This is a genomic window from Paenibacillus sp. BT-177 (assembly GCF_025846815.2).
Lineage (GTDB): Bacteria > Bacillota > Bacilli > Paenibacillales > Paenibacillaceae > Paenibacillus > Paenibacillus polymyxa_C.
Genome location: NZ_JAOYTP010000002.1, coordinates 858,262 through 870,901, shown reverse-complemented (window position 1 = coordinate 870,901; position 12,640 = coordinate 858,262). Strand labels below are relative to the sequence as shown.

Annotated in this window: 10 protein-coding genes; 6 read left to right on the top strand and 4 right to left on the bottom strand. The window is 42.4% G+C overall.

Going from position 1 to position 12,640, the window contains the following annotated elements:
* Positions 1-90: 90 nt before the first annotated feature.
* Complete coding sequence (locus tag OIU26_RS10130; protein WP_264216730.1) at positions 91-1,029, bottom strand: helix-turn-helix transcriptional regulator; 939 nt, start codon at positions 1,027-1,029, stop codon at positions 91-93.
* A 124-nt stretch (positions 1,030-1,153) separates the two neighbouring features.
* On the opposite strand from OIU26_RS10130, the gene OIU26_RS10125 reads away from it, so the two are divergent.
* The gene (locus tag OIU26_RS10125) at positions 1,154-1,603 is read left to right on the top strand and encodes a VOC family protein (protein ID WP_264216729.1); all 450 of its coding nucleotides are present in this window, start codon (positions 1,154-1,156) and stop codon (positions 1,601-1,603) included.
* Between the two features lie 109 nt (positions 1,604-1,712).
* On the top strand, positions 1,713-3,191 hold the full coding sequence (locus tag OIU26_RS10120) for a protein adenylyltransferase SelO (protein ID WP_264216728.1): 1,479 nt from the start codon (positions 1,713-1,715) through the stop codon (positions 3,189-3,191).
* Between the two features lie 109 nt (positions 3,192-3,300).
* On the opposite strand, the gene OIU26_RS10115 is transcribed toward OIU26_RS10120, so the two are convergent.
* Positions 3,301-3,915 (bottom strand): SDR family NAD(P)-dependent oxidoreductase, encoded by a 615-nt coding sequence (locus tag OIU26_RS10115; protein ID WP_264216727.1) that lies wholly within the window; start codon positions 3,913-3,915, stop codon positions 3,301-3,303.
* A 487-nt stretch (positions 3,916-4,402) separates the two neighbouring features.
* Here OIU26_RS10115 and OIU26_RS10110 point away from each other — a divergent pair, with 487 nt between their 5' ends.
* Positions 4,403-5,785: an amino acid permease gene (locus OIU26_RS10110; protein WP_264216726.1), complete on the top strand. Its 1,383-nt coding sequence runs from the start codon at positions 4,403-4,405 to the stop codon at positions 5,783-5,785.
* 124 nt (positions 5,786-5,909) lie between these two features.
* Here the strand turns inward: OIU26_RS10110 and OIU26_RS10105 are convergent, their stop codons facing one another.
* Entirely contained in the window at positions 5,910-6,173 is a 264-nt protein-coding gene (locus OIU26_RS10105; protein ID WP_264216725.1) for a DUF3953 domain-containing protein, read from the bottom strand.
* A gap of 472 nt (positions 6,174-6,645) precedes the next feature.
* On the opposite strand from OIU26_RS10105, the gene OIU26_RS10100 reads away from it, so the two are divergent.
* From OIU26_RS10100 to OIU26_RS10090, 3 genes are all read left to right on the top strand, one after another.
* Positions 6,646-7,602, top strand: coding sequence for a hypothetical protein (locus OIU26_RS10100; RefSeq protein WP_264216724.1), 957 nt, complete (start codon positions 6,646-6,648; stop codon positions 7,600-7,602).
* 113 nt (positions 7,603-7,715) lie between these two features.
* Positions 7,716-8,423, top strand: a complete 708-nt coding sequence (locus OIU26_RS10095) for a hypothetical protein (protein WP_264216723.1) — start codon at positions 7,716-7,718, stop codon at positions 8,421-8,423.
* A 417-nt stretch (positions 8,424-8,840) separates the two neighbouring features.
* Positions 8,841-11,723: an S-layer homology domain-containing protein gene (locus OIU26_RS10090; protein ID WP_264216722.1), complete on the top strand. Its 2,883-nt coding sequence runs from the start codon at positions 8,841-8,843 to the stop codon at positions 11,721-11,723.
* A gap of 112 nt (positions 11,724-11,835) precedes the next feature.
* On the opposite strand, the gene OIU26_RS10085 is transcribed toward OIU26_RS10090, so the two are convergent.
* Positions 11,836-12,510 (bottom strand): NAD(P)H-dependent oxidoreductase, encoded by a 675-nt coding sequence (locus OIU26_RS10085; protein WP_264216721.1) that lies wholly within the window; start codon positions 12,508-12,510, stop codon positions 11,836-11,838.
* Positions 12,511-12,640: the final 130 nt, after the last annotated feature.

The window sequence follows — 12,640 nt, the reverse complement described above, 5'->3', positions numbered from 1 at the left end:
TTCCAATGTCATCGTTAGCAGGGAAAAGGAGCTTGAGGCTTCTTTTTCTTGCTAAATGTAGAAAAAAATTTAAACAAACCTTGGATGATCTTATAATTTTTGATAGTGGTTTAAGAGGTGCTCAACTCTATCCTTAATAATCTGTTTTAAAGATTCAGGCTTCACTGATTGTACATAATGACCATATCTCATAAAATAATGAGCGATAAACTCCTCCTCTCCAGGATTATAGAATCCTTTGATGACTGTTTTATGACCCTGTTCTAGTTTCATAGAGGGATAATGTTCTTTATAAAAAATATCCTTGGCTTGTTCTACAATCTCTACTTCAAAGTCAATGCTCTTCTCAGATTGATACATTTCTAATGAACGATTAAGGAGTTCATCTATCGAAAAGTGAGAATGGATTTCCTCTTCTTCTACCAAGGTGATTCGATCACATCGGAAAACCCTATATTTATTCGTATTTAACTCTATTCCAGTAGCGTACCATTGGCCAAACTTAGCGGAAATCTTGAAAAATTGAACATGGTAACTTTTGTTCTGGTTATTTTTTGAATATTGAATCTTGCAGTACGTCTCATTAAGAATACTGGTTAGAATTTTGTCCAAGTAGAGACTAACATGATTATGTTGATATATTTCAAATTGTAGAACCTTTTTCATTTTATGAATCTGGTTTATTTGTATTTTAGAAAGACAGTGTTCAAACTTTTCATTGAGTTTATTAACACTCAAATGAAAGGGTGTAGATTGATAAGCTTCTAAGGTTAGCATTGCAAAGTATAGAGCATACACTTCATCCAGCGTAAAAATAATAGGGGATAACAGTCTATTTTTTAAGATACCATATCGTCCATGTCGGCCATGTTCCGAATAAATAGGCATACCTAATTGTTCTAATGAACTAATATCACGTAAGGCTGTACTTTTTGAAATATGGTATTTATCCATGAGATCATTTAAATTAAAGTACTCTCGACTGTTTAAGTACCTAATCATGTCATTTAATCTTTCGGTTTTCTTCATACATAAATCTCCTTATAAAAGGTGTCATGTTTTGAACCCTTTACATATGATAATAGGTTCAAGGTGATATATCAAATCTATAAGATATCTACCTAAAAGCTTGATATAAAAGGAGATTGAACCCATGAGTACAACACTGGAAATAGCTATTTTCTTATCCATGAACGGAAAAGCAAAGGAAGCTATAACTTTTTACAAAAAACATTTTAACGCAGAGGAACGATTTCTCGTTACTTATCAAGATATGGCCAAACGTGACAGCTCAATACAGCTTACCGCTGAAAATAAAGATTATATTTCTCATTCTGTCTTATCCATCGGAAGAACAAAGGTTATGATAGCAGAAGACCCAATGAACCCCAATGAAAAATATACAGTAGGGAATAACACTTCATTATGTATTCAAAGTGCCGACATAGAAGAAATTGAACATTTTTATCATAATCTAATAACAGATGATCGAGTGAAAATCATTGTACCTTTATCTAGTAATGTGTTTAGCCAAGCCTATGGTATTATTAAAGACCCATTCGGTATTCAAATACAATTCATGTTTGATCATCGGTTACAATAAAAAAGTAGGTTAAAAAGCACAACAGCATGGTGAAAAGTGGATAATAAATGGATAGAAGTAAAAACTAAAACGGAAAAATCCAAGATACCATAGCAGAAAAGGAGACACTATGACGGAGAAAAAAGAAATAGCAGACAAAATAGGATGGAACTTCGACAACAGTTATTCTCGTCTGCCGGAATCCATGTTTACGAAGCTCAATCCAAATCCTGTTCGCTCACCAAAGCTGATCATTTTAAATCATCCGTTGGCAGTCTCACTGGGTTTGAACGAAAATGCGCTGCAAAGAGATGACGCCGTAGCAATGTTGGCCGGCAATCAGGTTCCCGAAGGTGCTACACCTCTTGCACAAGCTTATGCAGGGCATCAATTTGGGCACTTTAACATGCTAGGAGACGGTCGTGCTCTACTGCTTGGCGAGCAGATCACTCCCTTGGGTAAACGGGTTGATATTCAGCTCAAGGGCTCAGGCAGAACGCCGTACTCTCGTCGTGGTGATGGCCGAGCGGCACTTGGGCCGATGCTCCGCGAATACATCATCAGCGAAGCGATGCATGCGCTAGGTATCGCTACCACTCGCAGCTTGGCGGTGGTAACCACGGGTGAGGCGATCGTCCGGGAAACAGAGCAGCCCGGTGCCATTCTGACTCGTGTGGCTGCCAGTCATCTTCGTGTCGGCACCTTTCAATATGTCTCAGCATGGGGCACGTCCCAAGATCTGCGTACTCTAGCTGATTACACATTGGAACGACACTATCCGGAAGTTGCCAATGACGAAAATCGTTACCTTTCACTGCTTCAGGAAGTGATTAAGCGTCAGGCGAAGTTAATCGCCCAATGGCAGCTGGTGGGTTTTATTCATGGAGTGATGAACACCGACAATATGACCCTTAGCGGAGAAACCATTGATTATGGTCCTTGCGCCTTTATGGATACCTATAATCCTGAGACGGTGTTCAGTTCCATCGACATGCAGGGCCGCTATGCTTATGGCAATCAGCCGCATATTGCTGCGTGGAATCTCGCGAGATTTGCGGAGACCCTCTTGCCGCTGCTACATGACAACAGAGAGCAGGCTGTCCAACTGGCCGAGGATGCAATTTCAGATTTTGCAAACATGTTTCGCCATCATTGGCTTACGGGAATGCGAGCCAAGTTGGGGATCTTTAACGAGGAGCTAGAGGATGAATCCCTGATTGAGGGTCTTCTTAAAATCATGCAGAAGCATCGCGCGGACTACACCAATACCTTCCGTGCCCTAACTTTAAACAAGCTGGAGGATGCGGATTTGTTCAGCACTGCGGATTTTACCCAGTGGCACGAGCAGTGGCAGGCGAGGCTGGACAGACAACAGGAATCCCAAGCCTCCTCGCATCAGCTGATGCGCAGCAGCAATCCTGCAATCATCCCGCGCAACCATCGGGTAGAAGAAGCACTGGAAGCTGCGGTGGAACGAGAAGATTACCGTGTGATGGAGCAGCTTCTTGGAGTTCTTTCGGACCCTTATGCTTATTCTACCGAACAGGAGGTTTACTCTACATTGCCTGAGGAATCCACTTGTCCTTACCGAACCTTCTGTGGTACCTGATCTGTAGTAGTCATGTTGAACAACTGGCTGATAATCTATTTCATGCGTTGGTGGAGAAGAACGACTTTCTCTCACCAACGCATTTTGCTTTTATTTTGAACCTGTCCATTTACAGATGAGATCCACCACTTGCATCAATCAATTGACCAGTGATCCAACGGCTATCCGATGAGGTAAGAAAGGCAGCTATATCTGCAACATCCTCAGGCTCGCCCCAGCGTTTAAAGGTCGAAAGGCCAGCGGCAAATTTCTGCCCGTTGGGATCTTGTAATGTTCCGCTATTCATCTCTGTATTGATAATGCGGCCCCCATCTTTTAGACGCGGCAAAGCTTGCTGGGTAACAAAAAGAGGTGCTTTGACATTCATGTTCATGACTTCGTCAAAAGATTCTTCTGTTGTCTCTTCTAGGGGGACAATTTGACCCATTCCAGCGTTATTGACGAGAATATTAAACCGATTATCGCCTGTACGTTCCCGAAGCGCTTTATCCAATTTCGTATATAAATCATAAACGCCGTTCAGGGCACTGAAGTTAGCACCGATCGTAAATGCAGCCCCTCCAAGTTGCTCAATTTGATGAACCACCTCATCTGCTTCTTTATGCCTTCTTCCGTAGTGCACTGCGACAATGGCCCCCTCCCGAGCCAGACGTAATGCAATGCCACGACCGATTCCTCGACTTGCACCAGTTACTAAAGCGATTTGACCTTTTAACTTACTCATGTCTTCATCTCCTTGTTTGGAATTCACGCATAGTTATAGCACAAGGTAATGTTTGAAATGTTGCTCTTTCATTCGGAGTTCATGTTTTGCACTGTAGGGATACAGGTTTTAAATAAGCTTAATATCGTGATATTTATCATTGAAAAAATACGCATGTTTAACGCTCTAATGCATTACATTGAATTGACCAATGTTCAGAAAAATGAATCTCCTTCCTTTCCATTTCATGTCTAAAAATGTCTGCTAATTAGCAGTTGTATTTAGACGTTTTTTGTCATACAATGCATCTAATGCTACGGACTCGGTCTTAGAAACAGTAAGGTTTTAGACGGTAAATAGGACGTGGTTTCTTTGTATATTTACGAATCGTGGAACTACTGTGTAGTCGTTCGATCAACCACGTCAGTCTGAAAATTAATAATGTTTGGGGGCAGTTTTCCGGATCATTAGCATTTGATGACGAACATATACGAAGGGGAGCGTTCTTTTGGAATCGAAACAATTAACGAGAGGGCTGAAGCCACGACACGTTGAGTTGATTGCGCTTGGGGGCACGATTGGCGTTGGCTTGTTTATGGGATCGGCAAGTACGATAAAATGGGCAGGTCCTTCGGTGCTGTTGGCTTATCTCTTAGCTGGGATTATTATGTTTTTTGTCATGCGGATCATGGGGGAAATGCTGATTCTTGAACCGGTGACGGGCTCATTTGCTACCTTTGCTCATAAATACATCAGCCCTTTGGCTGGTTTCTTGACCGCTTGGAGCTATTGGTTCTTATGGGTTACTGTAGGGATGGCGGAGGTCACTGCGATTGGGGTATATGTGGGCTACTGGTTCCCGGATATCCCGCAATGGTTGCCGGCTTTGGCAGGTGTAATTATTATTGCGCTGGCCAATTTGGCGGCTGTGAAATTTTATGGAGAATTTGAATTCTGGTTTGCGATGATTAAGATTATCGCTATTATCTTCATGCTAGTGGTTGGTACGGGGATTATCTTTTTTGGCCTCGGTAACGGCGGACAGCCGATAGGTCTATCCAATCTAGTCAGCCATGGTGGTTTTTTTGCAGGAGGGCTAAAAGGGTTCCTATTTGCACTCTGTATTGTAACGGCGGCTTATCAGGGGATTGAGATGGTGGGCATTACAGCGGGTGAAGCAGAAAATCCGAAAATGACCCTGCGAAAAGCCATTAAAAACATCATCTGGCGTATTCTGATTTTTTACGTAGGGGCAATCTTTGTCATTGTTACGATTTATCCTTGGAACCAAATTGGCGAGATTGGCAGCCCGTTTGTTCTGACTTTTGCCAAGGTAGGAATTGTGGCTGCTGCGGGTATTATTAACTTTGTTGTACTCACAGCTGCGATGTCAGGTTGCAACAGTGGTATTTATAGTGCGGGCAGAATGTTATATACATTGGCTAAGAATGGACAAGCTCCTAAGTTCTTCGGAAAAGTTTCGGCAAGCGGCGTCCCTAGAAATAGTATAATAACGACCATTTCCTTGCTGCTGGTAGGGGTGTTATTTAACTACTTAATGCCTGATTCCAAACTGTTTCTGTATATTTACAGCGCCAGTGTTCTCCCAGGTATGGTACCGTGGTTTGCATTAGCCATCAGTCAATTTAAATTCCGAAAAAAGTGGAAAAACGAAATGGAAGGTCATAACTTTAAGTCTCGTTTTTTCCCGATCAGTAATTACATCACGATTATTTTTCTGTTGCTCGTAATTGTTGGAATGTGGTTTAACCCGGACACACGCTTGTCGTTGATTGTCGGGGCAACCTTCATGGCGATCGTCGTTGTTGGATATTTTGTCTTTGGTATAGGAAAGCGGCAGAGAATTGAAGAATTAGAGAAACACGAATAGGCTGCTCAAGATGTACTATTTGCCGAGCGTAATTCAGATTACCTGAGTTGCGCTCGGCTTTTCTTTTTATATGAAGAGGAATAGAGTAATGGAAAGGCTGTAAGTGAGGTGAAAAAGTGTGTGGCTAACCTGTTCGCACTACAAGGGTGAATATAAATACAAAGAAAGTGAGAAGGGAAACGGAGAAGTTCATTATTGCCATACTCTTACGATGAGCCTTAAATTCTGAAATGCCGGACAATAAAAACACAAGTCCTATAAAAAATTGTGCGATGGTGTATGCGTGCTTATAAGTATCCGGGTATGCGAGGGATAAAAGGGACGAAACCATAGCAACTACAGCAAATATTACAGTGAGAATTCGGTAGATATCCATTTTCTTGAACATAGATAAGTGCCCCCTTCCTTAAATAACGCCAAGTGTATTATCTATTCTAAAGGTCAGACCGTGGGACTTCAAATAAATAGAAAAAAAGGAGTGGGCAGAATGCTGCTAGATAAAACAAGGACCATTCAGATGTGTGTGAAGTTCCTAGGTCATGAGCTTCGTTTTTCGCTTTCGGGTTAGAAATTATAAGCGTGCAGGAGTAGTACCGAGGATCGCAGTATTCTAAAAGTCAACAGGAAATTTGCCCATTTTCAGCGTGGTAATCACGTCTTTAGTTCAGAAAACAACGTATTACTATAAAACAAACCGAGCTTAATCAGGAGGATGGTCCAGTATTCCCTCATTTTTATTTCTGATAAGATGAATTCCATATTATTGAAGATACCATTGGCCTACGAGGATACATGTGAAGCTTAGTCTATCGTAGGTATGGATGACAGAATGATACACCAAGAAATGAGGAAAACATCAGATGAAGGTGAAAAAGTACATTATTTTGATGACTGCTGTCATGAGTTTATCTGCTATGCTGGCAGCATGCGGTGACTCTAAGAAACAAAATGAAGGCGAGGCTACAACTGGAGCGACTACGTCTACAGTTGCCACAGCTACACAGACACCCAAAGTGGATCGTGATGTTGCGGGACAAGCGAGTGCGGAAGCTACTGCGAGCAGTACAGTGGACAAAGCGGCAAAAGCTGAGACCAACACAAAAACGTATGCAGACATGGCTAAAGAAGCAACGAAACCAGACCAGCAAGCAGGCCAAATAGGACTAAATACAACACAAGAGCAGCTCCTTTCCTTTGCAGATCGTTATGGGCTGGTACGGGTGCCAAACCATCCCATTCGGCGGGTTTCCGATCCAACCGGAAAACATATCAACATCGCAAATTACAGCGACTCTGTTGTCAATTTATATACAGAAAAGCCAATTCACCCGAATACGGATGAGTTTATTCATGAGGCTTATACTTATTTTACAGAGGGAGTTGCTCCGGGAGAGACCTACAAGAAATGGGAGGAAACTTCTAATACAGAAAGAGGGCTCATCAAAATGCTCTACCTGTCACGCGAGGGACTTCTTATTTTAGAAGAAGCGATGAAGACGCATGATTACTCTACTCCATCAGTCCAAAATACGCTGGGCTTCTTTAAGGTTGCTTCGAAATTTGAGTCTATGATACCTGTTGCACAGACGCCCACAGACATTAGTTTGTACAATATGTATGATCAACAAGTTAAACCAGAGTGGAAGAAACTGAGTGATATTAAAAACCCTGCGGCGAATGAAAAGGCCTTTGCTGCCGCCTATCAAAAAGCAAGAAACGAGACCAATAATCTCATGGGGTTGTTGAACATTATGGTGTCTACGGAAATGGAAAAACGTCTCAAAGCAGCAACTGATCCGCAGAAGACAGAAAAATAGAAAAGACATAATTTATCCACAATTCCTTCTAATATTTAACTGTTAGTAGAATTATTGAAAAGCTATAATTCTAATGATGATTTGATTGTACTTGAAGAAAAGAGGTTGTGGGTATGATGTTGAAAAAATGGCCAGTAGTATTCATGATAGGTATTATCATGCTGGTATCCGTAGGGTGGAACAGTGGAATATCTTATGCAAAATATTATTACGAATACTCTTGGGATCAGTACAAGGGGACTGAAATCAAGACCTACAGGCTGACACCGGTAGCTGGTAGAGCTGGATTTATGGATCAGGAAAAGGCCTTTGCTGCGATTAGCAAAACCCCGAATGTGTATGGAAAGTTCAGTGGCTACCGAACAGAGAAAACAACTGAATTTGCAACCAAGAGTGTAACGGATGAGGTTTATAAATATGCAGTTGTTGATTTTAATACCGACAAGGAGCCAGAAACTGTAGAATATGTTAATCCAAAAGACGGAATTTCTCATACATGGAACGGAACCGATGAGATTCGAATTTTTATGAGAGGATCTGAGGCAGCTTCGTTGGCTGAGCTGTTTTATGAGGGAACTCCAAGTGAAGGACGCTATCATTTTAATGCTGACGATGTATACTTAGTTGCATTCTGGTCCAGCGCAGCAAAACCAATCACTGGAATGTCTGCTGAAGCACTAGTTGAGGAAGGCCCCTCTACGCTTATAAACCGAGAGTGGGTAGCTCAAATAAAAGACAAAGATCCTGCTGCTTATCCACAAAACGGATCTTTAAAGGGCTACTTTTATATTTATAAGGGCTCTGAGTTGAAAAAGGATTAAAAGAGAAGACAGAATTTAATAAGTGCATCTTACACAAAAAATGAGATAACATTTTGTATTCAGACGAATGCGGATACAGGTGTCATCTCTTTTTTTGTTTGTATACATGAATAAAATGATAACCCAAAGGTGATAAATATTTAATTACCAATGAAAACCATTGTTTAGTAATAGGGAATTACGGCTTAAAAAAACATGCTGAATGAGCAGGACAGCAGATTGCTCAAACCACTTTTTTTGCTGGCTTTATTCAATCCTAGGGAGATTATTCCGATAAACCAAGTATATACAGTTTGGTGTTAACAGTAATGAAAAACCGTTTGAAAACAAAAGAGATTTATTTTCAAAGTTGATATGAAGGTACAGGTGAAAGTGGCCCAGTGCCATCTCGTAAAGGAGGTGTAATGATCTCAAATAATGAACTGTGAAAAAAGGTTGAAACAAATTAGGCATTACATGGCTGGTTTACTGGCTGTCTGGTTGTTCTGTATACATAGTGCGCCTGTTTTTGCGAACAGAGCCTTTAACGATATCGAACATTCCTATGCAGCTGATGCGATTGAGGCCATGGCTGCTCAAGGTTATGTTACAGGTTATCAGGATGGGAGCTTTCGACCTTTACATTTTATCTCGCGTCAGGAATGGGCAAGCATTTTTGCTAAAACCTTAAAGCGAACATCGAATAACAGAGGCGTAACTTCTTTTCGGGATGTGTCACCATGGGCCTTACCTTATGTACAGGCCTTGCAGGAAGAGAGCATTACGAAAGGGATTAGCGATCAATTATTTGGTGCCAAGCACAATATGACCCGTCAGGATATGGCCGTTTGGTATGCCCGGTATTTTGGTGTTACTGATGATACCCGATCTGCTGGAATATCCAGTTTTGTGGATCAACCTAATATATCAAATTATGCACAAACGAGCGTATGGCTGATGGAACGGTTGGAACTGATTGAGGGGGATACAAATCATTATTTCCACCCTAAAGAGTCTGTGAGTCGGCAGGACGCCACGCTGGTTGCTTATCGGATATGGTTAGGCGGTGACGTTCTGAAAGAACGTGCCAAGCGTTTGCTGGAGTCATTAGGAAATGGAGCTGCAACGCTGCCTCAGACGGCCAGCCAACAAGAATCGAAGAAGATCGAGGCCGATTTGACACCGGAAATTAGGCAACAACCTGTGAATTCGGAAATTGAGGAGCCTAAAAGGCATCGCCCAAGACCTGATTCACCAGTCTCCCCGGTGACACCAATAGAGCCGAAACCGGAACCGCCGGTGATACCACCGAAACCGAGACCGGACTCGCCAGTCACACCACCGGTGCCTAATCCCAAACCACCAGTAACTCCAGTAGATCCATCGGATCATTCTTCGGATTTTTTGGTAGATGAAGTCGTAATCAAGGCGGAGGAGCTGGTAAATCAGCCAGAAACGTACCCTTCGTATCAGCTATCCTTTCAGCTCTACCATGAAGGGCGACCAGTAAGCATTCCTGCTGTCAGCGTCACAAATGTTACGTACACATTTAGTGATGAGTTAGGTGTGTTTGATGTACAAGGGAAAATCGCACATCCCGAAAATATTCCGGCTGCGGACAGCTTCATTCCTGTAGAGATGAAGGTCACTATTGCCAAACCTTATCAGGTCCTTACAGCTCAGACCAAGCTGATCGTGAAAGGGAAGACTCCGCCGGCAGAGCCACCGAACGTAATCAGGTCCGTATACTTGTCTACGTATACTATTTCAGAGGCTGCTGCTTTAGATCCCGCTGCTTGGAAAATGTCCTACGTATTTCATAATGCTAAAGGAGAGGTTATAGCTCCTGAAATGCTGCCGTCCGACTTGATACTTCGGGTAGAGGATTCCAGAGGAATATTTGACGAGGATGGAAAGATTGCCAATCTGCATTTGATTCCAGCAGTGAACTCAGCCATTCCATTAAAAATTGTGGTTGAGTCACCATCCCAGGGGATTCACTTCACATCTGATGCGGAATTAAGGGTAGAACCCGGAGAACGCAAGAAGCAATATTTTGCTGTCTCCATCATGCTGCAGGGAAGCGTGACTACCGTAGACCAAATCAAGCAATCTCGTCAATTGCTGATGGATCACTTTGGTCCCAACATCAAAGTGACGTGGGCGATGGAAAACGGATTTGTTTTTGTGGAATCGAACCGACCGCAGCTTAAACAGGTTCTGGATTACGTCGATCAGTATGGAGATGAAGTCGGGATACTGGCCGGGTATCCGAACCAGCAGAAGTTTCCTGTTTGGGAAGTAAAGATGGATGAGTGGCTGTACATGTACCGTTACAATGCATTCAATGAGCTACACCAATCTGGTTCGATGGGATCACCATCCGTGTTTGAAAGCATGGATACAGACCAATATCGGAAGTATCTGCCGAAATCATTGACCAGCTTTACGGTGAATCCTGAACAGACTCAATGGTTAAAAGATCACTATCGAATTACATCCGCGATGGGATGGTCGGCTACACAATATAATGTCAACGGCATGTATGGTGAGGGCTCACCTTTGATGCCTTACTGGTCTAATAAAGACAATCCGATTGTTCCCGCACAAGGAATTGCTGATAATAGCGGTACCGTATTCATGAACTCGGTTACGATTGATCCGATTGGATCACGCTATACCAAAGATTCCTCACGCTGGACTCTTCATCCGGGTGACCCCTATGTGACGGAGACGGATGCGGCACCACAACTGTATATAGTACAGCAATATTTGGATAACCCTTATCAACGTATAAATACGGTAAACTACTTGTCCATTATTTTGGACATTAACGCACTTGCCAACACCCATAATATGGGTCCAATATGGGAGAACTTTGTGAATCATTTCCCGCTTGATCGCAAGGTCGAGATTGTGGGTGTGGACGGGCTGAAACAGGTTTATGAATCGGTAGCAAGATCCAATAATGATCATACCGAGTTTACGCTCATGTTTAGAGGCTCAGGTATTAAGACGGCTATGGATTCCAATAATTCACCAGCAAATCTGCGCTATTTGTGGACTGAAAATGCCTCACAGCGGATTATTTTATCCAAAGAGGATGGAGATGCGGCATGGTCTATTATTGACTTTACCGATTATACCCAAAAACCGGTTCCGAAGATGGATTACAACCTGGATGGTCACACGGACGTAAGCTATGTCACCGGAAGGAACTTCAAGCTATGTCCAACGGCTCCTTTAACAGCAGATGAAATTCAGCGCGTGAAAGCTCGTTTGAAGGACATCTATTTCGTGGAAGAAGTGAACTATCAGTAAGCGTATGAAGTGATAAAACTTGTAGGACCTGAGTTTTATGAAAAGAGGGCGCTCCATAGCCATGGAAATGGCTGTGGAGCGCCCTTTGCTTTAAAGAAGGATATTCCGCGTTTTATACCCACTCCACAATCTGATCTACAGGTCGCCGAGTTTTGTCGCGCGGTTCGTTCAGGCGGTAGCCAAAAGCCACCATGCAAGAAATGCCGAAATGCTCGGCATCCATAATGCCTTCTTCGGAAAGGATGCGTTCAATTTCTTGTTTATTAAAACCTTCGATCGGGCAGGAATCAATGCCGATTTGAGCTGCGGCAGTCATCATATTGCCCAGTGCGATATAGGTTTGTCGGCATGCCCACTCGAACATAGCTCTTTCATTTTCCTCAAGCGCAAAATCTGATTTTAGGAAGGCGTCATATACCTTCTCTTTGCCTTGCATCACTTCAGCAGGTAATTGCTGCACGTTTACCATCATATTCTTGATATAATCGGATGAAGCTACCATATCTTTAGGCAATCTGGAGAGAATAAGTACGAAATGGCTTGCTGTTGGCAACTGTTTTGTGGCCCCCCAGGAATAGGGCAACAGTTTCTCACGCATATCTTTACTTTGGACGACAACAAATTTCCAGGGTTCAAAGCCAAACGAGCTTGGGGATAAACGACCGGTTTCAAGAATAAACTCAAAATCAGAATCGCTAATTTTCTTATGACTATCAAATTCTTTTGTAGCATGTCTGAACTTGTATGCAGCCAAGACTTGATCTTTAGTGGTTGTTAGGGTTTCCATCGTGATTCCACTCCTTATGGATGTGATTGAAATTGACGCTTATCAAGTGCATGACTAATATTAGAATATATATAATCGTTTTGGAAGTACGCACATTAATGTGCTGTAGTATATAAAATGATACCAAGGA

Excerpts from the sequence above, each read along its gene's own strand:
- OIU26_RS10130 (WP_264216730.1), bottom strand. The coding sequence starts at position 1,029 with ATGAAGAAAACCGAAAGATTAAATGACATGATTAGGTACTTAAACAGT.
- OIU26_RS10125 (WP_264216729.1), top strand. The coding sequence starts at position 1,154 with ATGAGTACAACACTGGAAATAGCTATTTTCTTATCCATGAACGGAAAA.
- OIU26_RS10120 (WP_264216728.1), top strand. The coding sequence starts at position 1,713 with ATGACGGAGAAAAAAGAAATAGCAGACAAAATAGGATGGAACTTCGAC.
- OIU26_RS10115 (WP_264216727.1), bottom strand. The coding sequence starts at position 3,915 with ATGAGTAAGTTAAAAGGTCAAATCGCTTTAGTAACTGGTGCAAGTCGA.
- OIU26_RS10105 (WP_264216725.1), bottom strand. The coding sequence starts at position 6,173 with ATGTTCAAGAAAATGGATATCTACCGAATTCTCACTGTAATATTTGCT.
- OIU26_RS10100 (WP_264216724.1), top strand. The coding sequence starts at position 6,646 with ATGAAGGTGAAAAAGTACATTATTTTGATGACTGCTGTCATGAGTTTA.
- OIU26_RS10095 (WP_264216723.1), top strand. The coding sequence starts at position 7,716 with ATGATGTTGAAAAAATGGCCAGTAGTATTCATGATAGGTATTATCATG.
- OIU26_RS10090 (WP_264216722.1), top strand. The coding sequence starts at position 8,841 with ATGAACTGTGAAAAAAGGTTGAAACAAATTAGGCATTACATGGCTGGT.
- OIU26_RS10085 (WP_264216721.1), bottom strand. The coding sequence starts at position 12,510 with ATGGAAACCCTAACAACCACTAAAGATCAAGTCTTGGCTGCATACAAG.